Source organism: Priestia sp. 53B2 (genome assembly GCF_056099005.1).
Genome location: NZ_JBLZXA010000001.1, coordinates 265,389 through 291,679 on the forward strand (window position 1 = coordinate 265,389; position 26,291 = coordinate 291,679).

The 26,291-nt window shown below is 40.1% G+C and carries 33 protein-coding genes; 11 read left to right on the plus strand and 22 right to left on the minus strand.

Going from position 1 to position 26,291, the window contains the following annotated elements:
* The first annotated feature begins 114 nt into the window (after positions 1-114).
* Complete coding sequence (locus tag ACN6NE_RS01605; RefSeq protein ID WP_129703255.1) at positions 115-972, plus strand: STAS domain-containing protein; 858 nt, start codon at positions 115-117, stop codon at positions 970-972.
* Between the two features lie 43 nt (positions 973-1,015).
* Here the strand turns inward: ACN6NE_RS01605 and ACN6NE_RS01610 are convergent, their stop codons facing one another.
* Together ACN6NE_RS01610 and ACN6NE_RS01615 are read right to left on the minus strand one after the other, a co-directional pair.
* A complete protein-coding gene (locus tag ACN6NE_RS01610; protein ID WP_028409498.1) occupies positions 1,016-1,240 on the minus strand; it encodes a hypothetical protein in 225 nt (74 codons plus the stop codon).
* 31 nt (positions 1,241-1,271) lie between these two features.
* Complete coding sequence (locus ACN6NE_RS01615) at positions 1,272-2,141, minus strand: SDR family oxidoreductase (protein ID WP_129703257.1); 870 nt, start codon at positions 2,139-2,141, stop codon at positions 1,272-1,274.
* A gap of 222 nt (positions 2,142-2,363) precedes the next feature.
* On the opposite strand from ACN6NE_RS01615, the gene ACN6NE_RS01620 reads away from it, so the two are divergent.
* A complete protein-coding gene (locus ACN6NE_RS01620) occupies positions 2,364-2,702 on the plus strand; it encodes a YflT domain-containing protein (protein WP_474324199.1) in 339 nt (112 codons plus the stop codon).
* 284 nt (positions 2,703-2,986) lie between these two features.
* Here the strand turns inward: ACN6NE_RS01620 and ACN6NE_RS01625 are convergent, their stop codons facing one another.
* Positions 2,987-3,157, minus strand: a complete 171-nt coding sequence (locus ACN6NE_RS01625) for a hypothetical protein (RefSeq protein WP_013084200.1) — start codon at positions 3,155-3,157, stop codon at positions 2,987-2,989.
* Positions 3,158-3,260: 103 nt separating this feature from the next.
* Here ACN6NE_RS01625 and ACN6NE_RS01630 point away from each other — a divergent pair, with 103 nt between their 5' ends.
* Positions 3,261-4,190 (plus strand): SDR family oxidoreductase, encoded by a 930-nt coding sequence (locus tag ACN6NE_RS01630; protein ID WP_474324201.1) that lies wholly within the window; start codon positions 3,261-3,263, stop codon positions 4,188-4,190.
* Positions 4,191-4,235: 45 nt separating this feature from the next.
* Here the strand turns inward: ACN6NE_RS01630 and ACN6NE_RS01635 are convergent, their stop codons facing one another.
* From ACN6NE_RS01635 to ACN6NE_RS01655, 5 genes are all read right to left on the minus strand, one after another.
* Positions 4,236-5,891 carry a M14 family metallopeptidase gene (locus tag ACN6NE_RS01635; RefSeq protein ID WP_474324203.1) on the minus strand — a complete coding sequence of 552 codons (1,656 nt, stop codon included), beginning with the start codon at positions 5,889-5,891 and terminating at the stop codon, positions 4,236-4,238.
* A gap of 410 nt (positions 5,892-6,301) precedes the next feature.
* Positions 6,302-6,886, minus strand: a complete 585-nt coding sequence (locus tag ACN6NE_RS01640) for a hypothetical protein (protein WP_474324204.1) — start codon at positions 6,884-6,886, stop codon at positions 6,302-6,304.
* 155 nt (positions 6,887-7,041) lie between these two features.
* Positions 7,042-8,121, minus strand: a complete 1,080-nt coding sequence (locus tag ACN6NE_RS01645) for a DNA alkylation repair protein (RefSeq protein WP_474324206.1) — start codon at positions 8,119-8,121, stop codon at positions 7,042-7,044.
* Positions 8,122-8,123: 2 nt separating this feature from the next.
* Positions 8,124-8,606 (minus strand): GNAT family N-acetyltransferase, encoded by a 483-nt coding sequence (locus ACN6NE_RS01650; RefSeq protein ID WP_129703269.1) that lies wholly within the window; start codon positions 8,604-8,606, stop codon positions 8,124-8,126.
* Between the two features lie 80 nt (positions 8,607-8,686).
* Positions 8,687-9,172 carry a DUF2306 domain-containing protein gene (locus tag ACN6NE_RS01655; RefSeq protein WP_474324208.1) on the minus strand — a complete coding sequence of 162 codons (486 nt, stop codon included), beginning with the start codon at positions 9,170-9,172 and terminating at the stop codon, positions 8,687-8,689.
* Between the two features lie 65 nt (positions 9,173-9,237).
* Between ACN6NE_RS01655 and ACN6NE_RS01660 the strand changes: the two genes are divergently transcribed.
* Positions 9,238-10,191 (plus strand): GerAB/ArcD/ProY family transporter, encoded by a 954-nt coding sequence (locus ACN6NE_RS01660; protein ID WP_474324325.1) that lies wholly within the window; start codon positions 9,238-9,240, stop codon positions 10,189-10,191.
* 74 nt (positions 10,192-10,265) lie between these two features.
* A complete protein-coding gene (locus tag ACN6NE_RS01665; protein ID WP_129703275.1) occupies positions 10,266-10,733 on the plus strand; it encodes a hypothetical protein in 468 nt (155 codons plus the stop codon).
* Positions 10,734-10,820: 87 nt separating this feature from the next.
* Here ACN6NE_RS01665 and ACN6NE_RS01670 read toward each other — a convergent pair whose 3' ends face one another.
* The 9 genes from ACN6NE_RS01670 to ACN6NE_RS01710 form a co-directional block, all read right to left on the minus strand.
* The gene (locus tag ACN6NE_RS01670; RefSeq protein WP_240702251.1) at positions 10,821-12,146 is read right to left on the minus strand and encodes an MFS transporter; all 1,326 of its coding nucleotides are present in this window, start codon (positions 12,144-12,146) and stop codon (positions 10,821-10,823) included.
* On the minus strand, positions 12,133-13,767 hold the full coding sequence (locus ACN6NE_RS01675; RefSeq protein ID WP_129703277.1) for a PEP-utilizing enzyme: 1,635 nt from the start codon (positions 13,765-13,767) through the stop codon (positions 12,133-12,135). The genes ACN6NE_RS01670 and ACN6NE_RS01675 overlap by 14 nt, the downstream gene beginning before the upstream one ends.
* A gap of 22 nt (positions 13,768-13,789) precedes the next feature.
* The gene (locus tag ACN6NE_RS01680; RefSeq protein WP_474324210.1) at positions 13,790-14,683 is read right to left on the minus strand and encodes a PEP/pyruvate-binding domain-containing protein; all 894 of its coding nucleotides are present in this window, start codon (positions 14,681-14,683) and stop codon (positions 13,790-13,792) included.
* A 219-nt stretch (positions 14,684-14,902) separates the two neighbouring features.
* Positions 14,903-15,148 carry a hypothetical protein gene (locus ACN6NE_RS01685; protein ID WP_129703281.1) on the minus strand — a complete coding sequence of 82 codons (246 nt, stop codon included), beginning with the start codon at positions 15,146-15,148 and terminating at the stop codon, positions 14,903-14,905.
* Positions 15,123-16,682 carry a sodium:solute symporter family protein gene (locus ACN6NE_RS01690; RefSeq protein WP_074895399.1) on the minus strand — a complete coding sequence of 520 codons (1,560 nt, stop codon included), beginning with the start codon at positions 16,680-16,682 and terminating at the stop codon, positions 15,123-15,125. The genes ACN6NE_RS01685 and ACN6NE_RS01690 overlap by 26 nt, the downstream gene beginning before the upstream one ends.
* 274 nt (positions 16,683-16,956) lie before the next feature.
* Positions 16,957-17,652: a FadR/GntR family transcriptional regulator gene (locus ACN6NE_RS01695; protein ID WP_013058211.1), complete on the minus strand. Its 696-nt coding sequence runs from the start codon at positions 17,650-17,652 to the stop codon at positions 16,957-16,959.
* Positions 17,653-17,876: 224 nt separating this feature from the next.
* A complete protein-coding gene (locus ACN6NE_RS01700) occupies positions 17,877-18,506 on the minus strand; it encodes a CPBP family intramembrane glutamic endopeptidase (RefSeq protein ID WP_474324213.1) in 630 nt (209 codons plus the stop codon).
* 104 nt (positions 18,507-18,610) lie between these two features.
* Positions 18,611-18,907, minus strand: coding sequence for a hypothetical protein (locus ACN6NE_RS01705; protein ID WP_474324214.1), 297 nt, complete (start codon positions 18,905-18,907; stop codon positions 18,611-18,613).
* Positions 18,908-19,540 carry a hypothetical protein gene (locus tag ACN6NE_RS01710; protein WP_474324216.1) on the minus strand — a complete coding sequence of 211 codons (633 nt, stop codon included), beginning with the start codon at positions 19,538-19,540 and terminating at the stop codon, positions 18,908-18,910. It abuts the gene before it with no gap.
* Between the two features lie 114 nt (positions 19,541-19,654).
* Here ACN6NE_RS01710 and ACN6NE_RS01715 point away from each other — a divergent pair, with 114 nt between their 5' ends.
* The 3 genes from ACN6NE_RS01715 to ACN6NE_RS01725 all read left to right on the plus strand — a co-directional run bounded on the left by ACN6NE_RS01715 (position 19,655) and on the right by ACN6NE_RS01725 (position 21,185).
* Complete coding sequence (locus tag ACN6NE_RS01715) at positions 19,655-20,155, plus strand: N-acetyltransferase family protein (RefSeq protein WP_474324218.1); 501 nt, start codon at positions 19,655-19,657, stop codon at positions 20,153-20,155.
* Between the two features lie 73 nt (positions 20,156-20,228).
* Complete coding sequence (locus tag ACN6NE_RS01720; RefSeq protein ID WP_129703287.1) at positions 20,229-20,915, plus strand: YoaK family protein; 687 nt, start codon at positions 20,229-20,231, stop codon at positions 20,913-20,915.
* A gap of 135 nt (positions 20,916-21,050) precedes the next feature.
* Positions 21,051-21,185 carry a hypothetical protein gene (locus tag ACN6NE_RS01725; protein ID WP_276319756.1) on the plus strand — a complete coding sequence of 45 codons (135 nt, stop codon included), beginning with the start codon at positions 21,051-21,053 and terminating at the stop codon, positions 21,183-21,185.
* 76 nt (positions 21,186-21,261) lie between these two features.
* Here the strand turns inward: ACN6NE_RS01725 and ACN6NE_RS01730 are convergent, their stop codons facing one another.
* Together ACN6NE_RS01730 and ACN6NE_RS01735 are read right to left on the minus strand one after the other, a co-directional pair.
* Positions 21,262-21,471, minus strand: coding sequence for a hypothetical protein (locus ACN6NE_RS01730; protein WP_474324220.1), 210 nt, complete (start codon positions 21,469-21,471; stop codon positions 21,262-21,264).
* A gap of 52 nt (positions 21,472-21,523) precedes the next feature.
* Entirely contained in the window at positions 21,524-22,282 is a 759-nt protein-coding gene (locus tag ACN6NE_RS01735) for a DeoR/GlpR family DNA-binding transcription regulator (protein WP_474324222.1), read from the minus strand.
* Positions 22,283-22,446: 164 nt separating this feature from the next.
* Between ACN6NE_RS01735 and ACN6NE_RS01740 the strand changes: the two genes are divergently transcribed.
* Positions 22,447-23,322, plus strand: coding sequence for a Cof-type HAD-IIB family hydrolase (locus ACN6NE_RS01740; RefSeq protein WP_474324224.1), 876 nt, complete (start codon positions 22,447-22,449; stop codon positions 23,320-23,322).
* A 28-nt stretch (positions 23,323-23,350) separates the two neighbouring features.
* Here ACN6NE_RS01740 and ACN6NE_RS01745 read toward each other — a convergent pair whose 3' ends face one another.
* On the minus strand, positions 23,351-23,581 hold the full coding sequence (locus ACN6NE_RS01745; protein ID WP_129703295.1) for a DUF3953 domain-containing protein: 231 nt from the start codon (positions 23,579-23,581) through the stop codon (positions 23,351-23,353).
* An 11-nt stretch (positions 23,582-23,592) separates the two neighbouring features.
* Positions 23,593-24,558: a 2-hydroxyacid dehydrogenase gene (locus tag ACN6NE_RS01750; protein WP_474324226.1), complete on the minus strand. Its 966-nt coding sequence runs from the start codon at positions 24,556-24,558 to the stop codon at positions 23,593-23,595.
* 126 nt (positions 24,559-24,684) lie between these two features.
* Here ACN6NE_RS01750 and ACN6NE_RS01755 point away from each other — a divergent pair, with 126 nt between their 5' ends.
* Positions 24,685-25,173: a DUF2500 domain-containing protein gene (locus ACN6NE_RS01755; RefSeq protein WP_129703299.1), complete on the plus strand. Its 489-nt coding sequence runs from the start codon at positions 24,685-24,687 to the stop codon at positions 25,171-25,173.
* A 429-nt stretch (positions 25,174-25,602) separates the two neighbouring features.
* A complete protein-coding gene (locus ACN6NE_RS01760) occupies positions 25,603-26,043 on the plus strand; it encodes a DUF5391 family protein (protein ID WP_474324228.1) in 441 nt (146 codons plus the stop codon).
* 39 nt (positions 26,044-26,082) lie between these two features.
* Here the strand turns inward: ACN6NE_RS01760 and ACN6NE_RS01765 are convergent, their stop codons facing one another.
* Positions 26,083-26,232 (minus strand): hypothetical protein, encoded by a 150-nt coding sequence (locus tag ACN6NE_RS01765; protein WP_165351625.1) that lies wholly within the window; start codon positions 26,230-26,232, stop codon positions 26,083-26,085.
* Positions 26,233-26,291 lie beyond the last annotated feature (59 nt).

Genomic DNA, 26,291 nt, shown 5'->3' on the forward strand with positions numbered 1-26,291 from the left:
AAACCTAACACGCAAAATAAACATACATTTCATATCCATCTTTATAGAAAAGGTGCTATAATAAATACATTGCGCACCTGCGCGATGCTTTATCAGTTTGAGAGGAGAATAACAGTGAAGAAAGATATCGCTTTACGTTCTTATCTGCTAGAAAGTGCACCAAATATGACGGAAGAATGGTATGAATCTTTGGACAAAAAATCTTCTGAAGGCGTATATACCTCTAACGATCCTGACGTCATTCAACGCTTGAAAGCGCAAAATTATGAATTTCATTTATATATTAGCAACGTCTTTATAGAAGATGAAAAAAGCTTTTTTGAATCTTTTAACACGTGGCTAAATAAAGTTGCCAAAGACCAGCAGCATCTCAGAACCCCCATTCAAAGTATTATTAAGGAATTTATGAACGTCCGCAAACAATACTGTGAGTATATTCGCCGATTTGCAGAACTTCATGATGACATCACTCAGCAGCACCTCGATGTATGGAATGAAAAAGTAATAAGAGTATTTGATATTATTATTTTAAAATTCATCACAGAAGCGCAGGAATATGCCTCAAACCGCCTCCGCTCTCAGCAGGAAATGATTCATGAATTAAGTTCACCTGTTATTGTGATTAAAAAAGACGTTGCTCTTTTACCGTTAGTCGGCGATATTGATACAGCAAGAGCCAAAATGATCCTAGAAAGCACGTTAAAACAGTGTGCAGAGAAGCAAATCGCTCATTTGTATATTGATTTGTCAGGAGTTGTGATGATCGATACAATGGTCGCGCACGAGCTGTTTCAGCTGATCAATGCCCTTGATTTAATCGGCGTTAAATCGATTTTATCGGGCATTCGTCCTGAATTAGCCACTACTGCGATGCAGCTTGGTTTAAATTTTAATCATATACGAATTAAATCGAATCTTGCTCAGGCATTAGAAGATGATTCAAAAATTGTAATTGCTTCTAGCACTCATTAATATAGGGATACAAACAAAAAAAACAGCCCGAGAAGGCTGTTTTTTATTTTCTGTGATGAATGTTTTCAGAACCTGATTCATCTTTCGTTTTCGTTTTATTTTTCTCTTCTTTTTGTTCAAGTCTTATATCTTCCAACGGCATAGGATCAACCGTTTCTTCTTCTTTGAAACGTTCAAATAACGTTTCGTCTTGATCTGTTACACGCTGTTCCGTTTCATCTCTTTTTTTTGGTGTATTTGAAATAGATCTTTTCTGGCGTTCTCCCATCTTTTCTCCTCCTTTACTATAGGTGAAGCAATTATGTGTTCATGAAATCTCCGCCGTTGACATGAAGCGTTTGACCCGTCATATAAGATGAATCATTTGAAGCTAGCAGCACATAGCAGCCTACGTGCTCCACAGGATGCCCAGGTCTGCCCATCGGTGTGTCTGTACCGAACTCTCCTACTTTATCACCTGAGAAAGTAGACGGGATAAGCGGTGTCCAGATTGGTCCCGGCGCTACAGCATTAACGCGAATGCCATCTTTGACAAGTGCTTGCGCCATACTGCGCGTAAAGCCGTTGATTGCACCTTTTGTCGCCGTATAATCGATCAGCTGAGGATTTCCGCGGTAAGGATTAATTGACGTTGTATTAATGATCGCACTGCCTTTTCCTAAATAATCAAGCGCTTTTTTCGTAAAATAAAAGTATGAATAAAAGTTCGTTTTGAACGTTCGTTCAAGCTGTTCACTCGTAATTTCTTTGATGCTTTCTTTTGGATGCTGCTCTCCTGCATTGTTCACAAGGATATCAAGCTTTCCTAGCTCATTCACCGTTTTTTCTACCGCTTCGTTACAGAACGATTCGTCTCCTACGTCTCCTGCAATCAGCAGACATCTTACACCTTCTTCTTCAATGCGGGCTTTTGTTTCCTCGGCGTCGCTATGTTCGTTTAAGTAAACGATCGCTACGTCCGCTCCTTCTTTCGCATAAGCAATGGATACAGCTCGTCCAATTCCGCTGTCTCCCCCGGTAACTAGCGCTACTTTTCCTTTTAATTTTCCTGTACCAATGTAATTGTCATCCTCATAAATAGGGAGAGGATTCATCTCACTTTCGATACCCGGCTGGCGGTCTTGCGTTTGTTGGGGCTGACCTTGTGTTTGTTGATCTTGTAAATTCATTTTAATCTCCTCCTATTTTTGATGGAACTTTTTAGTATAGTCTAGGTTTAGCCTTCTGTTTTGAAGTTCAAACATCTTTTTTTAAAAATTTATGATGTTTCTATTCTCTTTTACTATCATAGAAAATTCATAGAAAACAAGTTTAAAGTTGGAAACAAAGGCTACAGAATGAGTAGAAGATGTATTTCAGAAATATCTTTTATCAGGAGGTTTGGTTCGTGTATGAAACACATTCAAATAGCAGAAAACCAAGAGGAAGTAGCCTGCGTCATCCGTTCTTTTTTAAAGAAAGGATTTACAAGCAAAGATATTTATCTGCTGGCCTACGATAAAGAATGGGCTAAGAATTTAACGGAGGCAACACATACAAAAAAGTACAGAAAGGCAGAGCAAGGTATGTTTGAAACGGCGGTAAATAAACTTCTTTCAAGAGAAGATGAGCTTCTTTCAAAGATGGCTTCGCTCGGCTTATCCAATCAAGAAGCAAACCGGTATAAAGAAGAAATGAAACAAGGGCATATCGTGGTTATTGGCGCACAGAGTCAATCAATTCCCTACTAAAACAGCGGAAACGTTTTTTATTAGCTTATAAGGGTATTTAGTAAAATAAACCATTGTCTATCAAGAAAGGAAGTTATAACGATGTTAAATTATTTGGGAATTCAGATAGGCTCTCTTTACTTTCCTACTAGTATTTTGCTTATCACGTTGCTTGTATTAATCGGCTTTTTTATTTATTTCCTCTCTAGAAGGAGAAAAAACCGCCATGAATCACGTGAGCAATCACGAGGAAAATAAAAGAGAATGCCAATTTAAAAGCCCTTCATGCAGAAGGGCTCTTTGTACTATAAAACAGGCAGATACTTCTCATAGCGCGGGTTTACATAAAAAGGAGGACGAGGTCCTAAAAGCGGCAGCAGAAAAGGCTGAGCATCAGAGTTATAGATTACTTCTACTGTCTGATTTGACCCGTCCATTAGCAATAGCTTCACTTCTTCACTGTAGTAATATCGCATGAACCCACCTTCTTTCTCGCATTCTACACTCTTTATACGTATGCATGAGAGATACATCTATGTTATAGAGTGAAAGAGTGATGCTTTTTGAGGAGGTTGTTTTATGTGTCCAAACAATGAATTTTATCAGGACAAGCAAGGGTATCCGATGCAGCCGAATTACGGAAAAATTACGCGCTATGAAGACGTTCCGATTACGGTTCCTGAGCAGCGGCAGCTTCGCCAGCCCGGGTTAGAAAGTTTGATGGTTCCGCGTCCCATCATCGAAAATCCGCATTACAAAGGAAGCAGCAAGCTAAAAGGAAAAGTTGCTCTCATTACAGGCGGTGACAGCGGAATTGGAGCAGCCGCTGCCATTGCCTTCGCTAAAGAAGGAGCGAACGTTGCGATTGCTTATTTAGATGAACATGAAGACGCGAACCGTACGAAAGCACGCATTGAAGAACTGAGTCAAAAATGTGTGCTGCTTCCCGGCGACGTGCGGGACAAACACCATTGTAAAGACATCGTCGAAAAAACGGTAGAAACGTTCGGCCAGCTTGATATTTTGTGCAATAACGTAGGCGTTCAGTTTCAGCAGATGAGTCTTTTAGACATCACCGATGAGCAGTTTGATCATACGTTTAAAGTGAATATCTACTCGCACTTTTACACGACGCGTGCCGCTCTGCCTCATTTAAAAGCCGGCAGCTCAATTATTAATACTGCTTCAATTGTAACGTATAAAGGCTATGAACAGTTAATTGACTATACGGCAACCAAAGGAGCCATTGTTGGTTTCACTCGTGCGCTTTCCAATAGCGTGATTAAAGCCGGCATTCGCGTAAACGCCGTAGCGCCGGGCCGCATTTGGACGCCGCTCATTCCAGCAAGCTTTTCAGCTGATCAAGTAACACAAGTGGACAATCCGATGGAGCGCCAAGGGCAGCCGTTTGAACTTGCTCCGACCTACGTGTATCTCGCAAGCGACGACTCACGGTTTGTCACGGGGCAAACGCTGCATGTAAACGGCGGAGAGTGGGTTTCTTCTTAAAAATCTCAATATAAAAAGCGTGAAGCCAAGCTCCACGCTTTTTCATTATTTACGGGATTCTTTTTGCAAAGGCGACTTTACAATGGAACGCGTAAACCGGTAAACATCAAGCTCTTGTCCTACCTCTGAAGGCAAATACCCAAACGTTGTGAAGCTGTCCACAGATTCCGGCTCAAGCGATAGAGACAATAAATTGTTTTGCGGCTGAGACGTTAAAAAGACGTAGCTTCCTTTTGGGAACGTCACCGTTTTTGGCTTGACGATTGTTTGCACGTCTACATTTGGTTTGTTTTCGTAGGCTTCATTTTTAATGCGGCTGCTAACGCTATACGCTTCTACGGAAAGAGCGGTTTCTTTCGTTAACTTGAAGCCTTTTACTCCTTGTCCCTGCAGTTTTGCTGCTAACTCTTCATGTCCTGGTTTTAAAAGATAAGCAGTGGGACGTTCGCGGACAAGCGTCGGCGTTGCTTTCTTCGCACTGTAGTACCTCACAGGAATTTCTTTAACAGACGCACTTTCCACATCAACCATTTCTAACGTAGAGTTTGGTATTTTTTTATTTTCACTGTTCACAACAATTGGATCATGATCATTTGCATTTTTTCCTTTTTTGATAAGCGCCGCTTTTTCTTTTGCAATCAGCGCTTTAATTTGTTTGGCATGAGCGGCTGTTTGCGTAATCAGCTTTTCTTGCGTAGCAATTTGCGCACTCACTCGCCGCGGAAAATCTTCTCGGCCAATACCAATTCCCCTGCTTTCGACTAAAAACGAAAACGATGGATACAAGCCTAATGAGTTTCGACCGATCCGCGGTTCAACTGAGCCTTCTTCCACTTCAAGCTGCCCCTGTTTATTCACTTGAGACGTATAGTATACTTCTCCTGAATATCCTTGCTTTTCAATTGCCGTAAGCGTGCTGTTCACAAACAGCTCATCAGACACGTCGCGAATGTTCTGCGGAATATTTAAGTTTCGACCGGACTGCAGTAAAATATCGTGATACTTCCACACGCCTTCTTTACCGATATTTTTAAATCCGCTGCTGTAAGGCGTATATTCATGAGCATCAATGACGACTTCCGGTGAAAAACGGTTAAATTCAGCTCGTACGCTCTGCACTTCCGGGCTTTCAAGCTTTATGTAGTCGCGGTTTCCATCTAAATTATTTGCTAGCTGACGTTTAAATGCATAAGATCCGTCTGGATTAATGCGCGGCACAATGACGATATTCACTTTATTTAGCACATCTTTTCCAAAGTCTTCTGTCAAACGCGTCGCAACGGCGAGTACGGATTCACCACTTGCCGGTTCATTACCATGAATTTGACTTTGAAGCCAAATCGTTGGCTTTTTGGATGTTTTTCCATCCGCAAATTTCTTTTCCTTTGAAAAATACAGAGCTGGAATGTCCCGTCCTTGCTGTGACTTTCCGATAATCTTCAGCTTTACGTACGGACTTTTATGAGCAAGCTTTTGGACATAGCTCATCATTTCTTCTTGAGTCGTAAATGCGTCTTGTCCTTTCATAAATGCCGGCGTTGCTTCATTCACCTTTATTTCCGGATAAAGCGCTTTAATTTTTTCCGGCTGGCTATAGTCTTTTCCGTAATAAGGCATCTCAGCTTGTACCGCAAGCGGCGACAGCAATAATCCAATCGACAAAAGAGCCGGCACGGCCGTTCGTTTTACAGTTTTTTTCATTCATTTACTCCTCCCCATCCCCTTGATTAGACATTTTAAATTTTTAAAATATTTAAAATGTTACATAAATAATTATACCGTTTAAGGAAATAACTTCAAGATAAGGGAACTGAACCTTTTTGACTATTTTAATGTAGGAGACGAGTGCGGTTTTATAACAAAGAGATTTGGACATAACAAAATCAACAGCTAGAAGCAGCTACATACATGAGACCTACGTTCACCATCTTAATAAAAAAACACGAACTATGAATCAATTTTCGATAAATAGTTCATTTTTCACTTCAGCTAAAATACGTTTCTCCCAGCCTCTTTTTTATGTATGAACTGCTATAAAACTCAGAACTTCCTCGAGACCGCTTTGCGGTAGTCTAGCTGTTTCATATTCCATGTAGCTATCTCTCCTATGTTCATTTCTTTACGGATTCTAGCGTTTCTAAATCATATCGGCCAATTTCTTTGTTATTTCTTGTGATGACGAGTTTTCCATGCCTCGCAGCCTTTTGGAGTTTTTTTAATTTCTGATCGGATGGAGCCATGGGCATTTCTTTGTTTTTAACAGTCGCGCCCAGATCGTAGTGCACATCGACTTTTCCTTTTTTCATATAGTTAAACTCTTCAATTCCCATACCTGTGCTGAACTGATCATGCCCCTCATCAAATACATTAACGCCTACTATATTGATAGATGCTTTCTTTAAATCTTCATTCGGTATAATTTTAGCTTCTATTTCGTCTTTATCATTTTGATAGAATTTACGCTTGCCTTGCTGCTTCATTTTAAACTCGTAATAAAGCGCTTTTGGTTTTACGTCGACCATTTTTCCTTTGCTATCTTGTATACCAACTTTTCCAATTAAATCGGCATCATCCGTTATCTTGACTTTCACTTTTTGAATGCTATAGCCGCTCTCTTCTTTGCTAGCAGAGTTTGAGCACGCTACCAATGACATTGCCAAAAAAGCACTCAATGTGCCCACCATAAATTTCTTCACTTCACCACTCCTTAAGGATTAATATACCATAAAAGGAATTTAAATGGATGTTTATCAGTCGATTTTGTAAATAAGTAAAGAGGCAGCAACCTATTGACTTAAGTTTCCTCATCAGCTCTATAAAAACATAAAAAGCTCTCTCCATGAGGAAAGAGCTACTCTATCACAAAGTCCGCTTCTGCTTTTACCACTCCGTTTACAATAACAGACAGCGTATGCGTACCACTGTAATGTCTTCTTGTACTTAAATCTTTAAACGCATGTTTTTTTGTGGCTGTAAGCGTTTGGCCTGCTTTTGCTTGAACATTTTTTAGCATAAACACTTTTTGAGTGCGGTTTCCTTTTGCTTTTACATAATGAATTCCGTACTCTATGCGAAGCGGCATGTTTTTTTTCACCGATAATCGGAAGGAAAAGTCAATGTTATCGCCGATTTTAATAGTATGCGGCTGTAAGCTAAGCTCTGTGACACTCACTCCTGGGTCATCTCCATAGCCAAAAAGAGACAGAGCTTCAGGATCTCCTTTTTTCAAAAGTGAACGGCACGCATGTTTAACGATCCAATCGGTTTTAACGTCTTTTCCGTACCAGCTTTTCACCACATCAAGCATCCAATCTTTTTCTATGTAAGAAATATCATTTAAATGATTGGCTACGCTTTTGCGGACATAGAGCGATTCATCGCATTTTAACTGCTCTAAAATCGGCAGCGTTTGTTTTGGATCTTGCTTTAACGCAGGTACTGATTGTCCCCACGGAAGTCTAGGCCGGCTCCCTTCGCTTGCTAATCTGCGAATATGATGGTTTTCATCTCCTGCCCATTCAATCATTTGCTCAAGCATTCGATTTTTATCTTGAATTAAAAACGGACGCACCGCAAATTCTGATGTGGAAAACGGCGTAAAAAAAGCGAGTGCTTTTATTGAAGCTTCCCAAGCGTTCAATCCGTACAGTTCAACATAATCTGGAAAAATCGTGCCTTGAAGCCCTCCTACCGTTGGAGCCACTTTATAGAGAATATGAAGCGCTTCTTCATAATCTTCCGGCAGCACTTCATGCATCGAAAGCGTAATTCTTCTCATACGCTCTTTCAGCCCTAAGTCTTCCCAGTCCTGTTGAAAAACCAGTTCATGAAACACTTTTTTATCAAATGAACTCATTTCACGTGAAAAAGCGTCGCTTAAGTGCGTAATCAATTCTTCATTAAACACGCTTTTACGTAATTCTTCAGCCATACTTATCCCTCTTTTCCAGGCAGTATTTTATTTTCTTTTGAATAAAGCCCCCGCTCATACATGCCTTTTTTAAAAATTTGCATAAACAGCTGCTTATTTTTAACTTCCTTGAATCCGTACTGACGATACAAACCGTGAGCATCTTTTGTTGCCAATAAAATTTTTCGTACGTGTTGAATCGGCTGATAGCCAATCATTTCTTGTACCAGCGCTTTTCCAAGCCCGTTGCCTCGGGCGTGCGGCAGAATAAACACATCCGCCAAATAAGCAAACGTCGCAAAATCTGAAATAATCCGTCCAAACCCTACTTGTTTATCGCACTTATCATACACGCCAAAACAAACGGAATGTTCAATAGACGTTTGAACAAGGTGAAGCGGAATTCCTTTTGCCCAGTACGATTCATGATGAAGGTACGAGTAGATGACCTCTATATCAAGCTTTTCTTTATTCGTATGTATGGTAAACTGATGATTTTCTTTCATGCTGTAGCCTCCTTGCTTTTCTATCATAGCACAAATGTTCGCCATAGAAAAAAGCCTTTTGTGGTAAAAGGCTTTTTTGGTTAGTATGATATTTTTTTAGAAACGGAAGAAGTTTTTCTATAGCGTCTTGCGACTATGTAAATAAGCGGACTGCCAATAATCGTCGGCAAAAACCAATATGAAAGATCGGGAAGCTTGTTTAACAGCGGAATACCGTCTCCAACATTCACAAGCAGCACGGTAACGGCTCCGATATAAGACCCCAGCATACCGCGAATATGGTGTTGAAGCCAGCTCTTCCATTTTTGCTTGCGTGCTGCATAGCCGTAGATCGCTAATCCGTATGAAAATACGGCAATATAGAATAGATAGGCAATTTCATTCCATTTCCAAATCGCTAACATGATAGCTGTGGCAGCCAGTGCTGCATAAGAACCGTGATACACTTCTCCCCATTTGGTATGCCGTCCTTTTTTCTTAGCCGCTAGCATAGACACCATTCCTGAAAGCAAACAAATTATGCCCAGTCCAATATGTATACTTAATATAACTTCAAATAAATCCAACGCGCTCTCTCCTTTTACGTACTTCTCTCTTATATCTTCGGCTAGCCCACTTATTTTTTAACAAAATATTCCTATTTTCTTCCCAACTCTTTACTTACATGATGCATATGCTCCATGTTAAAAAGCGCATACTTGCTTTTCTTTACGTATTATATTTTGCTAACGGAGCCGCGCGGGTGCTGCGTGATTTCGGAGCAATGCTTCTCACCTTCGTCTATCCCGATACGCCGCTTTTTATGGTGAACGCTTTGCTGATGCTTGGGATTATCTATACCGTTCGTCAAGGGATTGAAGTAATGGCACGTTCAGCAGAACTGCTCTTTATTTTTATCTATGTTCTCGCCGTTGCTGGCTTTATTCTTATCTTTGTTTCCGGCCTTATTGATTTTACAAGCCTGCGGCCGATTCTTGAAAAAGACATCGCTCCGGTGCTGCGCGTTGCGTACAGTCAAACGCTCTATTTTCCTTTTGGCGAAGTGATTGTATTTGCAATGATCTTTCCATACACAAAAAATGTGAAAAAGACCGCTCTGATTGTATTCAGCGCAATTACGTTAAACGGTATTAACCTTATGATTACAATGATTGTGAATATAGGTGTGCTGGGCGTCACCTTAACATCGAGCTCTGCTTTTCCACTTTTAAGCACTGTTCAAAGCATTCAATTCGCAGGTTTTTTAGAACGGCTTGATGTGTTTTTTATGCTGGCTTTAATCACTGGCGGCTTCTTTAAAATCGGTCTGTTTTTCTATGCCGCTGTGCTGGGCCTTTCCCACGTGTTTAAGCTTAAAAACCCGTCACCGCTTGTATTTCCAATTGGCTTAGTCGTTTTGTTTTATTCATTGTCTCTTGCTCAAAACTATTTCGAACATGTATATGAAGGGTTAAAAATCATTCCGTTCACTTTACATCTTCCGTTTCAAATTGTCATTCCTTCTCTTTTACTCGTGATCGCATTTTTAAGAAATCGAAAAAAAATACAGTCCGTCCCTGTGAAAAACACCGCAGAAAATTCGTAGTATGTCCATTTCTCTATTGGATTCAATCTCCTAAAATTATACAATATAGTCAAGAAACCAAAAGGAGAACCAATATGATTGGATTAATTCTTTCTATTTTAGTATTTAACGTTCTTGCTTTTAAAACAAACAAGCGCTTCACAGCAAATCAAATTGTTCACATTTGGATGTTCACCATTGCTGCTCAGCATATCTTTGACGTTTTTATTAATTTTAAATTTCACGGCTACTGGTATTTTACACCTGATACAGACTGGCAAGGTATTTTTGCCTATACTGTTCTCATTCCGCCGGTGAACATGCTTTTTCTTATCTACTATCCTTTTGCCGGAAAACTCACAAAAAAAGCCGCCTATATCTTCGTTTGGTCGGTTGCTGTTTTACTTTATGAAGTAGTGGCCCTTCTCCCTGCTCCTTGGGGGTATTTTCACTACGGATGGTGGACGTGGTGGTATTCACTATTCTTAAATCCAGTGCTTTTTTGGGTGATGGTTCAGTATTACCGGTGGGTGTGTAAAATTGAAAAAAGAGCGATAACTTAAAAATAGAGTAGCCTTTGGACTAGCACATCCTCATTTTCAGCACGTGCAATAAAAAAAATGTCTGCTTCTCCGCTGGCTATTCTTTTTTTATTTAAAAACGTCTTTGGACAAGGAAACTTGCTTTTCTTTTTCTTTTCCAACTAACGACACAAGGAATCCTGCTATTCCGGCTATACATAGAACCACCAATAGACCAGTAGTACCTACTAACAAGCTCACCGCAGCTGACGCTAACATTCCTCCAATATAACGAAAAGTGGAATAAATGCCCGATGCAGTGCCTGATTGCTCTTTTTTGACAGATTGAATATTCATAGCCTGCATAGATGAAACACCGATTCCTGCTCCCACTCCTCCTGCTAATAAAGATACAATGGTATAAGAAGTGGAGGCATTCGCTAAGTGGAAATAAAGCATCGCCGCAAGCAATGAAATAAGAAACGATAATCGTATCGGATGTTCTTTCCCTACCTTTTCTGCTAACAATCCTCCTAGCCAAGAAGAAATAGACATGGCTAGTGAAAAAAAGAAAAGAAGCACACCAATTAAACGAATATCATACTGCTTCTCTAATAAAATCGGAACAAATAAAATGGTACTATACATCATAAAATTACTGCATAGAATGGAAAGATTTGAAGAAAAAAAGGGACGAACCTTAAAAAGCTTAAAATCAATCAGCGGCTCTTGGACTTTGCGTTCTTGCACAATGAAAAGAACGATAGACGCTATGCATATAAAAATAGTCCAAGCATTAAACAAATCACGGTGCGTCAGCATTAGCGTAAAGCTCGTCATGCTTACTCCAAGTAAAAAAGCGCCCCATATATCCAGCATTTTTGCTTTTTGTTTTACGATAGACGGCACGTATATAAATGAACAAATCAACGATAGAACAGCAAAAGGAACGTTAAACCAAAAAATCGACGTCCACCCCAGATACTTAATTAAAAAGGCACCTAATACAGGCCCTACAGCTGCTCCCAGCCCCATTGACAACCCAAATAACCCAAGCGTTCTTCCAAGCTTTTCTTTTGGCAAACTGTGTCTCATAATGGCTGTTGCGTTAGGCGTAGCTAGTGCGCCTCCTAATGCTTGCAGCGTTCGAAAGACCGTGAGTGAAAGTAAGTTATATGAAAACACACAGGCCGCTGATCCCACTAAAAAAATAATCATTCCAGCTACAAACATAGTTTTATTTCCATATAAATCGCCAAGTTTCCCCGCGATGGGCTGAGCAACTGCCATCACAATTAAATAAATAGTTACCACTACTGATACATGTACGATGGAAAGATGAAGCGCTTTGGCAATAGACGGTAAGCCTACCGCAATCATAGTGGAATTAACGGGAATTAAAAAAGTTCCCGTTAAAATGGAAAAGATAATCAAAGACGGCTTACTGCTGTTCAATCGTCACCACTCCGTTAGTTCCGTCTACGGTAACAACATCTCCGTCTTTTAGTAGATCCATAGCTACTTTTGTGCCAAGAACCGCTGGAAGTTTATATTCACGAGCCACTGTTCCTGCATGAGATAAGATTCCTCCTGCATTGGTTACAATTGCGCCAGCAAGCGAAAATAACGTGGTCCAAGCGGGTGCTGTTGTTTCACACACAAGAACCTCTCCTTGTTCAAGTTTAGAAAATTGACTTGGATCTGAAATAATTTTTACCACTCCCGTATAAACGCCTCTTGAAGCGGCACTTCCTTTAAAGATTTTTTGCGTTTCATCTACTTCTGGAGGCCCCATTTTTCCGAATACCCGCTCCAATAAAGGATCTTCTCCTGTTTGAGGAGGTGTTCCATAAGCAGGCGGCGTTTTTTTATGACGATTCTCTTCAAACTCCTGCTTTCTATTGACGATCAGTTCATGAGATGCCACGGGCGTTTTTAATACTTCCAGCAATTCATCGTAATAAAAATAAAAGATATCTTGAGGCTGATGAATCACTTGGTGATCAGCTAAAAGAGTTCCTACATTCAGCAAAAATAGTCTTGCTGTAGCAGGCAGCATCGCATCGATATAAAAATGATGATCTTCATCTAACCCCCACGCGTCTAATGCCCAGCCGTAAAACAGCTTAAACTGCTCTTTTTCTTCGCACTCCGGCATTTTTGCGAGTACGTCACGATAGCTTTCTTCTCTCTTTTTTACGACCCCTTCATAATTTTTCTTGAAGTCGTAATCTTTACGCACATAGCCAGCAATAACCGATAGCGCATGTAAAGGATTCTCTACCCACGTTTCATCAATAAACTCATGCGAATTTGCAGAACGATAGCCATACTCATTCAAAAAGCTTTGCAGATTCTTTAAAAATTCTCTTCCTTCAGCTGTGCCTAATAGACTTGCTTCTATGTCTTCTGACTTCTGTGCCGTAAAAGCTTGTTTTAATTGATTAGAATCTTTGACTTTGTCAGTTAGTTCCCACAGTGCTTGATCCGTTTCAAGTGACTTGTTCATTACGCCTTCCAGCAGATCATATACGTAAGCGGTATTCGCGTCTCCGGTCAAGGCTCCATATAGCTCTTCTAAAATCATTCCTAAATCACTTCTTGGCATGACAATTTCAAAGTGAAGCTGCCAAGCTTTTTTATAAAAATCATGCAGTTCTTTTACTTTTTCTTCTGCTTCTTTTAAAGATAAAGGACGTTCTGCATTTCTTTTAACTTCCGTATAAAAAGGTAAAAACACCTCGTTAACGTACTTGTATAATCTAGGTTTAAGTCGAGGCAACAGCGGCTTCACTGCTTCTTGGTGCTCCTTTAAGCGATCATTTACGTCACCGGGAAACGGGATATTTTGCTGATACATTTTTCCATCTGCTAATTTCACTACAAATTGATAGATAGGCAGTTTTAACGTTTCAAAACCTTGCTTTGTCCCATAAGTCATTGCCGGAAGCTGAAAGGAAGCGTATAAAGGACTTAGTGCATGTGCGATATGTAGGTTGTCTTGTACCCAAAATCCCGTTTGTTTTTCTTCCTCACTTAAAAATAGGTTGTTTTGAAATGCAGATAATACGTTCATTTGATTTCCCCTTTCCTTTTCATTATGTAGTAACAGGTCTCACTTGAAGCAAATAAATATGTTCATTTTTTATGGCAAATTCAATGTCTACAGCGTACTGACAATACTGCTCTACTTGATTCGTTAAACGAAGCAGCTGTAGTGCTGTTTCATCTGATATAGAAAATTCATTTTTTTCTTTATCTGTTGTCACAGCTTTTGTTATTCCTGTAAAATCTGACACTAGCTTATACTCTTTTAATCCTAGTTCTTTCATTATATTTTTTGATTGTTTATGAATAATAAATAAATCCGGCGTAACACCACCTGATACAATTCCCTCTCCTAAGCCGTACGCCACGTTAATGACTATTTCATCTTCACTTTCTGTAATAGGATTTACGCTAAAGATCACACCTGATACATCAGCCTCAACCATTCCTTGTACAAGGACACCCATCTGTGGATTAGAAAGCGAAATTTCTTTATCTTCGGCGTACGCTTGAACAACGGATGAAAAATAAGAAGCCCAGCATTTTTTTATACTTGTCAAAAGTTCTTCTCTGTTTCTTACGTTTAATATCGTTTCATACTGTCCGGCAAAAGACGCATTCTCCAAATCTTCAAGTGCGGAAGAAGATCTTACGGCTACGGCTTTCACACCAGCACCTTGAATATTGGCATACGAAGAAATAATTTCTTTTTGCAGAGCTGAAGAAAAAGTACCGCTTTGAATCTTCTTTTCTATGACGCTGCTATCTTCTGCTTTTATTTCTATTTGGTTAAACGTTAAAAAGGAATGTAACGCGTGAGATGTTAAAACAAATCCTGTAGGGATATGAGAAACGTGCTGAATCATTTTTGAGAGATTGTAAGCTTTTGAACCTACTGCTTGAAGTTCTGCATAACATGCTTTTTCTAAAGAGACGATATACACTCACTTCACCTCCCTTCATTTATGTCAAAAGACAGTCAAATAAAATAGTAAAATCCCGTTTAACACCATAATACAGTTTTATAGAGTAAAGTATATTTTACCAAAAATTAACACAATTTTAAATATCTTTACAAAAAAATCACAAACCATATTCACTAGAATATGATTTGTGATTTTTTTTATAACTAACACATTTGAAATTCATATTGTTTTGACAAATTAAATTGTATCTCTCTCCTTCTTCTCCCTCACAAACTCCACCACAGGCCCAACAATAATACAAATCCCTGCAATAATCAGCCAGCCAAACGCAAGATACGTCCAGCCTTTAAAAAAGGAAAGCGTGTATTGATAGCCCGTTAAAAACATCACGCCTGGAAACAAGAGGACAAACAAAAATGTAAGTCCCAGCGCCCAGCGCGTACAAAGCTTTGCATCTTTATTTAACTGTTGTTGTGGATCCATACGCCACTTCCTCCCTTAATGGTTCATCTCCATGTTCATCAAAGCTTTTGAATTTGTCTTTTAGTTCATCAAAGTCAAATTCTTTTTTAGCAAGCAGACCGTGTCCGATTGATATAACTCCGCTGATAATAAAAACGGTAGAATTTCCAATAAGCATTGGATACAGTCCGCCAAGGGCTTCTACATCAATGTGACCGTTAATCAAGTAAGCAGATGTGTTCCATGCGACAACGCCGCCAATCATTCCTAAAAGCGCGCCGTAAAATGCACCTGTATTCGTCGCTTTTTTCCACATCAGTCCAAGCGTAACGGGAATAACGGCTCCGCTGACGAAAATACCCATGGCCATATACACAAACCCAAGGCTAATTCCTAAGTAAAACAGTAAAATGGAAAACACGCCCATCGCCAGCCCAAAGCCAAGCGTCACTTTTCGCGACGTGCTTAAGATTTTTTTACTGCTTGCTTTTGGATTGATAGAACGCAGGTAAATGTCCGTTACGATAATATTTGTGATCGCCGTTAATTCAGCCGCTCCTGTCGACATTACCGCCATAAACAGCATCGTTAAAAACAAAATAGAACCTAGATTTCCAAGCACGTGTGACGCCATAACGGGCGCGATAGAATCCGGTGAATCTACAGCAATTCCAAGCCCAGCCGCACTTACACCTAGGAAAGTGGCAACGGCAAAGGGAATCGAAAACCAGGCAATTCCGCCGTAAATATATGCTTTTGAAGCAGCGCTGTTTTTACTTGCGATGGCACGCTGCCAGTATGCTTGATCCACAAAGACCGTACCAAAGTTCCCTATAATATTAATCATCCCAAACAAAAGGCCCGGCACCGATGCCATCGTAAGCATATGCTGTGACTGAGGCAGATTTTTCAGCCCTTCGTACACGCTTGTTACGCCGAACTTATAATAGACGGCAGCAGCAAAAATAAATAAAATAATAAAAATAAAAACGGTGTTAAAATAATCAGCAACAAATGAGGCTTTTAAACCGCCAATCATGGTGTAGATGGTAAACGTAAGAGGAATTAAAAAAGCGGCAACAAAAATATTCATCCCGGTAAGAGAGTTTAAAGCAATGGCTCCTCCTAAAATAACCATGGCGGTCACAATAATATTTGTCATAAGAGCAAAGCCAAGCATTAAACGATGATTTTTTACGTCGAAACGCTGTGCAATAAATTCTAAAAACGTATGAGCGTTCGGCGCTTTTTTCTTCAGGTTAATCGCTACAATGGCAAACAGCAAAATTTGAATGCTTGCTCCCGCTGCGTACCAATACGGTCCGCTAATGCCGTACTGATAGCCTGTAGAAGAAGACATCATTAACGTAGCGGCCCATGTCCATGCAGCAATAATGGATGCACTCGCCAGACCAACGCCTACATTTCTTCCGGCTGTACTAAACTGCTCAGCCGTCATTTCCTTTCCTTGACGGCGCTGCATCATGATTGTAACGGCTGTAAAGCCTCCTCCAAAAATCAGTAAAATCAAATACCCGACGCTTGATGAAAGCATCTTATCCCTCCCCTTCCTTTTAATGTTAGATTAACTAACATTAAAATGTAAATAAAAGTAACATTTGTTAATAAAAATACCACGCTATAAAATTATTAACAATACTGTATTTTCTGATTATTCAAGAGTATAATTAGATATTTTCTCTTTTTTCATACAAAAAAGCCGGCACATTCGCACCGGCTTAAGCGTAAATTTTCGTTTTCAACATGTTTTATTTCCTCACATGAACGAAATAATAAAAAACGATAGCCCTTGAGGCTATCGTTTTTTATTATTGAGATACCATTACTTTTTGGCGAACGTGCTCTAAGTGATCACGAACCGCTTCTGCTGCTTCTTCTGGCTCTCCATTTTTAATCGCTTCAAAAATACGCTCATGATCGGCATCCGTTTGCTTGCGATTTTCTTTTTGGCTTTTATTTAACGAATAAGCAAGCGCTTTTCGATACAAATGACCTAAATCTTCTACAGCATGAAGAAGGAATGAGTTATGAGCAGCTTTTACAATATCATGATGGAAACGATAGTCCGCTTCATGTCCAATTTCTTCACTGTTATGAACCGTCTTTTTAAATGCTTCTAACGATTCTTTAATTTCAATCAGTTCTTCATCCGTACGGCGCAGCGCGGCTAAGCTTGCTGCTTGCGACTCGATGATAATACGCATTTCAATTAATTCAAGCACTTGATCTGCTTCAACCATTTCAAACGTCATTGGATCAAGCATGCCAACTAAGTTTACACGCTTTACGTAGCTTCCTCCGCCTTGTCGTGATTCAATTAATCCGCTGGCAGAAAGAACGCTTAGTGCTTCACGAATTGGTGCGCGGCTCACTCCAAACATTTTGGATAACTCATGTTCCGACGGCAAACGAGACTCTGGCGGGAACGTTTTCTCTTTAATCATCTTTTTTAATTGATCAAGCACTTGACTAGATACTTTTTTACGCTCAATAGGTACAAACATACTTCTATTCCTCCTCCAAGTAATTATCTCTCTCTTTTTTTTAGTTTTCATCGGACCCAGATTAACTATGTGTATTCCGATTTATGTAAACGCTTCAATCTTTGTATTACAAGTATACATTATTTCAATTCAAATGTGTTGATAAAATTTTACTATTATTGTTATTATACCATGAAAACAAGTTATAAATGAATAACGATTCATGGTTTTTTGACATAATACCACTATCTTACATATAATCCGTATACAATCATAATCGCCGCGTCCGCTAACGCATGACTAATAATTGCCGTTTCGGCACCATATCGTTCCCTTATACACGCCCACATTATACCTGCTAAAAAAACGCCTGCAGCCGAGATCCAATTAAAAGGAAACGCAAAAACGGGCAGAATAATAAACAGGTGATAAAGCGTATAAAAGCTTGATGTAACAATGGTTGAAGCAGGTAAAGATAGATGCTTCTTCACTTTATTCTGTATATATACTCGCCAATACATTTCTTCTAAATAAGGGTTAATAAAAATCAAAATGACGGCTAAAATGATAACTTTCCATTCGCTAAATCCCCATATTTGCAAAACCGCTTGCATATCTTCTGCATGAAAGATTTTACCAGAAAAAAACAGGCTGCTTCCAATTATCACAGCGGCACATAGAACTCCGCTCAGAGTTCCCACATACAGAGATTTTTTTGTAAGCGCTACCTTAAAGTTAATTTTATTATTCGCATATAAAATCATAAACATCCAGCCGTAAAAGCAAACAAATGTTACCAACACATTTTGGATAAGCCACAAACCGAAAAAAACAAAGATTGTTGGCATAAACAGCAAAAACAAAAATTTTATCACGTTTATGGCGCACCTTCTTTAAAAGCCGCTTTTCTTTTACCTAGTAAACCTTTCGTATTCAAAAGGTTTACTATCTTTTATCTTATAAAAGTCCAGGGGTATTTTCAATTATTTTTTAATTCCTGCTCCAGCTCACGAAGACTTTCAGCAAGCTTTTTCTTTTCTTCTTCAAAGTGAGCATCGTCTTTAAAAGCAAGAGCTGAAGGCTCTGTCTCTTCATTTTCTCTTAGCCAATCCGGCGTCAATTCCTTGCGAATGACGCGCTTTTTAGTAGCGTAGGAAAGCGGCTTTTCAGTCTGCTGACTCGCTAGCGTACGCTGTGACGTTACATAATGCTTATGAAAAAGATGCTGTTTGATATAGGCAAATGCCCGAATGGTATCGCCGCTGTATTTAGGCACCTAGTGATCAAATGCTTCATGCAGTCCAGAGAGCGCCTCTTCTACAGGTATTTCGCTTTTTGCGACTTCGTACATATGCTTCAAGTCACTTGCTGAAGGATACACCCCTCGGTTTCTTCTAGCAATAAAAGCGGCTTCTAACGTTTGTACGTAAGCATCATGCGCGTCTTCTTCTCTTTTTATTTGATTTGTATTTTCTGCTGTAGTCTCTGTTAATGAAGCCGTCACAGTGAGTGAATCCGCTGCTTCAATTTGACTCTCCCCTTCTGTCAAATTGACATCTTCGAGCTCTTCAAACTCATCACTTGGCATAAGCTCTTCTAGTTTCTTATAATCAATCCGGTACCAGACCGTGTTGTTAAATTTAGAGCGGTTGTACTTTCCTTTTATAATCAGGCCTTCTTTTTCAAGCTTTGAAATGATGCGTTGAATCGTTGAAAGCGACCAAAATGGAAACTGCTGCAGCCACTGCTGATTGGTGTTATATACCCACGTATATCCGTCCTGTACATTTACGCTTTTTTCAAGCCAGTAGTGAAGCTGCTGAAGAAACAGCGCTCCGTTCACTCCTACTTTAACTGCTAGCGCCGGCAGTACGATTAACGGCTGTTCTTTTAATAATAATTTACTCATTACGTCATCTCCTTTGTTATGTAAAATAGCTACTATATATATACAAAGAAAACAGAAAAACGGGGATGCCCGCTTTAAAATTATGTTAAAATATAGAAAAAACGAGGTGAGCATATGATACGTCAAGGCAGAATTGGCGATGAAGCAAGCATCGCAAATGTACACGTAGAAAGCTGGAAATCAACTTATAAAGGACTTGTTACGGATTCTTTTTTAGATTCTTTGAGCGCTGAAAAGCGAAAACCTCTTTGGAAAAAGCAGCTGGAGTCAAATTCTATTCTCGTTGCAGAAGAAAACGGTCAAATCGTAGGCTTCGCTTCTTATGGTAAAGAAAGAACCTGCAAGCATCCTTCCTATACCGGAGAACTGTATGCCATGTATTTACTCGCAGAGCATCAGCGAAAAGGAATTGGAAAAGCGCTTATGCATAAAATAGCGCAAGAGTTGGCAAACCAACATATACATACGATGCTCACATGGGCTTTTGAACAAAACGGCGCCTGTCAGTTTTACGAAGCGCTTGGCGGAAAAAGAATCGATCGCGCTGACGTGATCATTGACGGCAGATCTCTATCTGAAGTGGCTTTTGGGTGGGACACGCTTAAAAATTTGTAAGACAACTCTCTGGACAGATTTTTTTCTTCACGGTAAACTGTTTAGTTGGTATAAAAAGAAAGGATGACTTACCGTGACGAATTCTACTTATCGAAACATTATTTTACTCGTTCTTTGCGTAACAGCGGGTATCGTCGATGTAATTGGCTACTTAAGCCTTGGCCATATCTTTACTGCAAATATGACCGGAAACATCGTGCTGCTCGGGTTAGCAATCGGAAACTCGCTTGAAACAACTGTTTTTCATTCCCTCACAGCTTTAGGAGGTTTTATTGTAGGAGTTGTAGGCGCTGCAATCCTTGTTGGAAACAAAGAAAAAACGTTTTGGCCTAAAGCCGTAACGATTGTCCTTGGAATAGAAGGATTACTTTTACTTGTTTTTGCACTTTTATCTTCGTTTTCTCCTTCTTTACACTTAACTTACTTGTTTATTTTCTTATTAAGCTCAGCAATGGGTCTTCAAACAACGGCTGCTCGAAAGCTTGGCGTAGCCGGAATTTCAACAACTGTATTAACAGGGACGCTTGCTAATTTCTTTGAAGACGTAACGGCACGTTTGCGCAGCCCTCGCTACCGCAAAACGTTTACAACCGATGCCATTCTTCGCGCGCTGTCTCTTGTACTTTACTGCTTTGGCGCTGTTATCGCCGCACTTGCAGAGCCTGCTTATAAATTTGAAATTATTTGGCTGCCAATTGTTATTTTGTTAGCCATTATCATTTTTGTCAGCACGAAGTTTCGTTCTGATTCAGAAAAATAATAATAAAACGAGACTGAGACAAAAGTATTTTAGTCAAAGGAAAATCCGAACGAGTTTGATTCTTGATTGAGAATCAAATTTGTTCGGATTTTTATTAGTATGGTGAACATTCATATATGTAGCGGCTTCTAGCTGTTGATTAGAGGGCAAGACGAAGACTCCTGCGGGAAAAGCGGACTAGGTGAGACCCCGCAGGAGCGAAAGCGACGAGGAGGCTCACCAGCCGCCCGTGGAAAGCGAAGTCTTGCACGGAAATCAACAGCGGTGTAACAAGCGAACATACTAGATCATTTATCCAATTTGTTCGCCTTGAGATTATATTGATTTAGTTATATCTCAACCTTTTTCATTTTCCCGCTAGTGCCGCTAAAACGCCAAGAATGATTGCCGCTACAGGTCCTACAATGAACAATCCAATTAAAATCGATCGTATGGCTTCCCAGAATGACCGCAAAGGACCTTGCTTAGACTCTGCTTTTTCCACTCTTTCCTCTAGGTGTTCGACTCTTTGCTGAAGCTTCGCTAATTCCTGCGTAACATCTATTTGTTCGCTCATCGCTCAAGCTCCTTTTTACTCTACATTACCATATACTTCCTTACTAAAACTACTATTTATTTGTGATCACTTCAATGCCGATTTCGCGGTAAGCATTTAATACGGTTTCGTTCACATGTTCTTCTGTAATGAGCCAATCTAGTGAGTTGGCTGAGCTGAACGTGTACGTTGACGATGTATTGAGTTTTTTCGCTGTTACAATAGCCGCTACTTCACTCGCACTTTTAATCATTTGGCTTTTAATGTGCATTTCTTCAAGCAAAGGAATGCTCATACCGATTTTAGGATCGATTGCGTATACGCCTAAAAAACAAAGATCCGCTCGAATTTGTTTAAGCGTATCAACCACGCTTTGTCCTATCGTGACCATCGATTCTTTTCGAAACGTTCCTCCAAGAGAAACAACTTCTACAAAGTCATGTTCCGCTAGTGCAACGGTAATTAACGGACTGTTTGTAATAACCGTAACGTTTAAATTCTTTGGAAAAGCTTTGACGAGCTGAATATTCGTTGTACTTCCGTCCATCAAGAGCACCTGCCCGTCTTTAATTAACGGAAGCGCCGCAACGGCAAGTGAATGCTTAACATCCATCAATTCACGTTTTCGCTCTTTGTAATCAACCGCAGACGTGGAACGCGGAAGCGCTCCTCCATGTACGCGCTGCAGCAGACCAAGCGCGTCCATTTCCCGCAGATCTCTGCGGATTGTATCTTCTGAAACATTCAGCGTTTGGCTAAGCGTCGTAGCCACAATTCGCCCTTCTTTTTCAAGCAAATTCATAATTTGTTTGCGTCTTTCTTGTTTTAACATTGCTTGTTCACCTGTTTTCTTTCTGCTTTTTACTTTATTATACTTGTTTATTTTGTAAAAACAATGTAAAAACGCTTGATTATCAGTGTTTTTTCGTTTATTGTAGGATAAACAAGATAAAACACGCAAAAACAAGTAATGATAGTCAAAGGGAGAGATATTTTATGAAGATGATTTTTACAGACTTAGATGGAACTCTTTTAAATAGCAGCAGTGAAATTAGTACAATTAATGCAGAAGCAATTAAAAAAGCGCAAAAACACGGAGTTGAAGTCGTGGTTGCTACAGGGCGTGCTTATTTCGACGTGCAGGAAATTTTAAAAAAAGCTGAGCTTTCAAATCTTTGGGTGATTGCCGCAAACGGAGCGACTATTCATGACCCGAATGGACAGCTCAGACATTCTGTTCCGATTGATGCACATCACGTAAAAGAAGCGCTTCAGTGGCTGGATGCAAACGAATTTTACTATGAAGTGTTTGCTGAACATGCAATTTATACGCCAAACTCAGGCCGTGAGCTGCTGGCTATTGAAATTGACCGAGTAAAAAGCGCCAATAAAAATGTGGACGAAGAAAGACTTCATCACGCAGCGGCTAAACAGTACAGCCAAACGGGATTTGCCTTTGTTGCATCCTATGAAGATATTTTAAATACAAACGCTGAGCTTTATAACGTACTGGCTTTTTCATTTGATGATGAAAAACGAAAAAAAGGCTGGGATCACTTTAGCAAGCAGCACGACATGACGCTTGTCTCTTCCGCTGATCATAACTTTGAACTCGAACATAAAGACGCGTCAAAAGGAAACGCATTAACCTACGTTGTCAAAGAGCTTGGCGGCTCTCTTCACGATACCATTGCCATTGGAGACAGCTTTAACGACGTATCGATGCTGCAAACGGCTGGAAAAGGAATCGCTATGGCAAATGCGCACGCAGAAATTAAAGCGTTAGCTGATGATGTTACATTAACGAACGATGAAAACGGAGTAGCTTCGGTTATTGAAAAAGTGTTAGAAACAAAGCTGGAAGCACATTAAAAAAACGCTTGGCATATGCCAAGCGTTTTTAAATGGTCATGCGGTACATACCAACAAACCAGCTGAACAGCGCAACGAAAAACAGCAGCCACGCGCTGATTTTCTTTCTCTTTTGCCACTCGATTGCTCCTAAAACTAGCATGGTAAACCCGAGCAGTATATTTAAAAACGAAAGGAACTGGTAGCTGTGAGTGAGCATGATATAAAGAGCCAGTCCAACAGTAATAATTGAAAGAATAAGCTGTAATGCTTTTAACAAAAAATCTCTCCTTACTTGTAATTCACTTCTTCATTCACACACGTCACTAAAGGCTTTTTCTCAAGTCCTAACAGCAAGTTCTGTACGGCTAAATCTGCCATTCGATTGCGCGTTTCGTACGTAGCGCTTCCAATATGCGGTGTTACTAACACATTTGAAAGCTGCAGCAGCTTATGATCTGCCGGAAGCGGTTCTGGATCTGTTACATCTAGTGCGGCATACGCAATTTCTTCATTTTTCAGCGCTTCGTACAGTGCTTCCGTATCCACTAACCCTCCGCGCGCTGCGTTTACAAAATACGCGCTGTTTTTCATTGTTTTAAATTCCGCTTCTCCGAACATGCCCTTGCTTTCATCTGAAAGCGGCACTAAGCATACGATACAGTCAGCTGTGTGAAGAAGTTCTTCAAATGAAAGGTATACGGCATCAAGCTCTTTTTCGGCTTCATGCTTGCGGCTTCGGTTGTGGTAAACGATGTTCATGCCGGACGCTTTTGCTCGTCTGGCAACGGCGCTTCCGATATCGCCCATTCCAACAATACCAAGCGTTTTTCCAAATAAATCGACGCCAAATACCGTTTCCCAGTTTCCTTGTTTCACTTTTTCATAGCCTTCATGAATGCGGCGAGCTGCTGACAGCAAGAGCCCAAACGTTAAGTCAGCCGTTGCTTCTACTAGCACGCCTGGCGTATTACTAAACGGCACCCCTTTTTTGGTGCATGCTTCGACATCTACACTGTCATACCCGACGCCTGATTGAGAAATAACGCGCAGATTCGGCGCTGCTTCTAACAGCTCTTCATCCACTGTGATGTGGCCGATATTAAAAAAGCCGTCGGCATCACGAAGCCAGTCGCGCAGCGTTTCTTGTGGAATCTTTCCTTCTCCTTCCCACATTTGAATATCGCAGTGCTCCGCTAGCTTCTCGTAAGCGTTTGGCCATGTTTTTCCAGACATAACAACTTTGTATTTCCCCATGTGTATCTCTCCTTTTCCTTGTTCACTCATATGTATGAATAGTAACTAGCTATCCTATCATAAGCCTACTATAAAGATGAAACTTTTTCCATTCAGTAATCGTATTTATAGTAAGAGGGAATACGAATGTTTGAAGATGAAATGATATTTGAAGATGATCCGTCCGGAGATGACATTGTTTTTGAAGGTGATGTGCCCGATGACGTAAGCGGAGGCGCTTTTTTTCCAGATGACGCGTTATTTAACGGAATGCCTACGTTTGTGATGCTATTTTTTGTTATTGTTATTGGTATTTTTCTATTTTCTATTTTTAAAGGGATCGGCACATGGAGTAAAAATGAGCAGTCTCCCCGTCTCTTCGTAAAAGCAAAAATTACGGACAAACGGACAAACGTCTATCGCCACAACAGTCACGCTCACGAACATCATCACTCTCACACGTCTACAACTTACTACGTAACCTTTCAGTTTGAAAGCACCGACCGCTCTGAATTTACTGTTTCAGGCCGTGAATACGGCATACTTGCAGAAGGAGACGAAGGAATGCTGACGTTTCAAGGAACTCGTTTTTTGGATTTTCAAAGAAATCCAAGTGAAGAACATACAGATGCCTAGCTTATGACCTCTTGCTTTTAGAGGTCTTTTTTACTGGAATGAGGCATTTATACAGCAAACGACCTATTTGTGCCCTTTTTACATTCTACAAGAACATTATTCAATACAAAAACATACCGTGTAACACATTCATTTAAACAGGCAGGTGATTTTGTGTATTCTCCTTATTCAGGCAGCGGCCTCTACTACGGACATTACGGCGAAGCCCCTCATTCGCACCCTATTCAAACAATACTGGCGCAATATTGGCACGAAACCCACTATCCAGGTCCGCACAAAAAATATGTACACGTGTATTATCTTAACCCAGCTTTTCTTCATTATTATCCAACCTACTAAACTATTTTTGTAAAAAACTGGTGATTTATAAACTTTTGTATTGTAAAATTAATCCATATACTTATTTATTGGAAAGGAGGTTAAAAAACAGTGCGTAATTCTACAGCAAAAAATAGTGTGATAATCGCCACTTTGCTTTCTGCACTATTTTTCTGCTTCATTTTGGTTCTTGGTTCGCTTTCTCCTCTAGCAGATTCAGGCCCCAACGTTAATACGTTTGGTTCAACAGAGCTGTGGTTATCTCTTGGCATGGTTCTATTTTTATACCTATTGCCTTTAGCTTTTTATATATTGGGAATCAATTTCTTAAAATTTGTGATGGCCGCTTTTTGCAGCATCGGACTTTTATTCGCTTCTAGTACTCTATTACTGATGCCGGCTCTGTTTTTATTCGGATTAGAAGATTTCTCAGGAAACTTAGCTTCAATTATAGGAATAATGATTTCTTGTTTAGGTTTGCTGATTACGAATATTGTGTGGTTTGTTGCTGCGTTTAAAAGACCGTCAGTCAACGTACAGGAAAGCGTTTAAAATGGTGAGGAGGTTGAGGCATAACTGAGTCCATTTTGCCTAAAGACGAACAAATTGGAGAGATGAGCTGAACTGCTTGTTACACCGCTGTTGATTTCCGTGCAAGGCTTCGCTTTCCGCGGGCGGCCGGTGAGCCTCCTCGTAGCTTCCGCTTTTCCCGCAGGAATCTTCGTCTTGCCCTCCAATCATAAGCTAGAAGCAGCCATATACATGAAACCTTCCAATAAAAAATTCCAACGAGTTGGATT

Bases quoted from the DNA above. Each gene is read 5' to 3' on its own strand.
- ACN6NE_RS01610 (WP_028409498.1), bottom strand. From the start codon at position 1,240: ATGGGAGAACGCCAGAAAAGATCTATTTCAAATACACCAAAAAAAAGA.
- ACN6NE_RS01615 (WP_129703257.1), bottom strand. From the start codon at position 2,141: ATGAATTTACAAGATCAACAAACACAAGGTCAGCCCCAACAAACGCAA.
- ACN6NE_RS01620 (WP_474324199.1), top strand. From the start codon at position 2,364: ATGAAACACATTCAAATAGCAGAAAACCAAGAGGAAGTAGCCTGCGTC.
- ACN6NE_RS01625 (WP_013084200.1), bottom strand. From the start codon at position 3,157: ATGCGATATTACTACAGTGAAGAAGTGAAGCTATTGCTAATGGACGGG.
- ACN6NE_RS01630 (WP_474324201.1), top strand. From the start codon at position 3,261: ATGTGTCCAAACAATGAATTTTATCAGGACAAGCAAGGGTATCCGATG.
- ACN6NE_RS01635 (WP_474324203.1), bottom strand. From the start codon at position 5,891: ATGAAAAAAACTGTAAAACGAACGGCCGTGCCGGCTCTTTTGTCGATT.
- ACN6NE_RS01645 (WP_474324206.1), bottom strand. From the start codon at position 8,121: ATGGCTGAAGAATTACGTAAAAGCGTGTTTAATGAAGAATTGATTACG.
- ACN6NE_RS01650 (WP_129703269.1), bottom strand. From the start codon at position 8,606: ATGAAAGAAAATCATCAGTTTACCATACATACGAATAAAGAAAAGCTT.
- ACN6NE_RS01665 (WP_129703275.1), top strand. From the start codon at position 10,266: ATGATTGGATTAATTCTTTCTATTTTAGTATTTAACGTTCTTGCTTTT.
- ACN6NE_RS01675 (WP_129703277.1), bottom strand. From the start codon at position 13,767: ATGAACGTATTATCTGCATTTCAAAACAACCTATTTTTAAGTGAGGAA.
- ACN6NE_RS01685 (WP_129703281.1), bottom strand. From the start codon at position 15,148: ATGGATCCACAACAACAGTTAAATAAAGATGCAAAGCTTTGTACGCGC.
- ACN6NE_RS01690 (WP_074895399.1), bottom strand. From the start codon at position 16,682: ATGCTTTCATCAAGCGTCGGGTATTTGATTTTACTGATTTTTGGAGGA.
- ACN6NE_RS01695 (WP_013058211.1), bottom strand. From the start codon at position 17,652: ATGTTTGTACCTATTGAGCGTAAAAAAGTATCTAGTCAAGTGCTTGAT.
- ACN6NE_RS01710 (WP_474324216.1), bottom strand. From the start codon at position 19,540: ATGAGTAAATTATTATTAAAAGAACAGCCGTTAATCGTACTGCCGGCG.
- ACN6NE_RS01715 (WP_474324218.1), top strand. From the start codon at position 19,655: ATGATACGTCAAGGCAGAATTGGCGATGAAGCAAGCATCGCAAATGTA.
- ACN6NE_RS01730 (WP_474324220.1), bottom strand. From the start codon at position 21,471: ATGAGCGAACAAATAGATGTTACGCAGGAATTAGCGAAGCTTCAGCAA.
- ACN6NE_RS01735 (WP_474324222.1), bottom strand. From the start codon at position 22,282: ATGTTAAAACAAGAAAGACGCAAACAAATTATGAATTTGCTTGAAAAA.
- ACN6NE_RS01740 (WP_474324224.1), top strand. From the start codon at position 22,447: ATGAAGATGATTTTTACAGACTTAGATGGAACTCTTTTAAATAGCAGC.
- ACN6NE_RS01750 (WP_474324226.1), bottom strand. From the start codon at position 24,558: ATGGGGAAATACAAAGTTGTTATGTCTGGAAAAACATGGCCAAACGCT.
- ACN6NE_RS01755 (WP_129703299.1), top strand. From the start codon at position 24,685: ATGTTTGAAGATGAAATGATATTTGAAGATGATCCGTCCGGAGATGAC.
- ACN6NE_RS01765 (WP_165351625.1), bottom strand. From the start codon at position 26,232: ATGATTGGAGGGCAAGACGAAGATTCCTGCGGGAAAAGCGGAAGCTAC.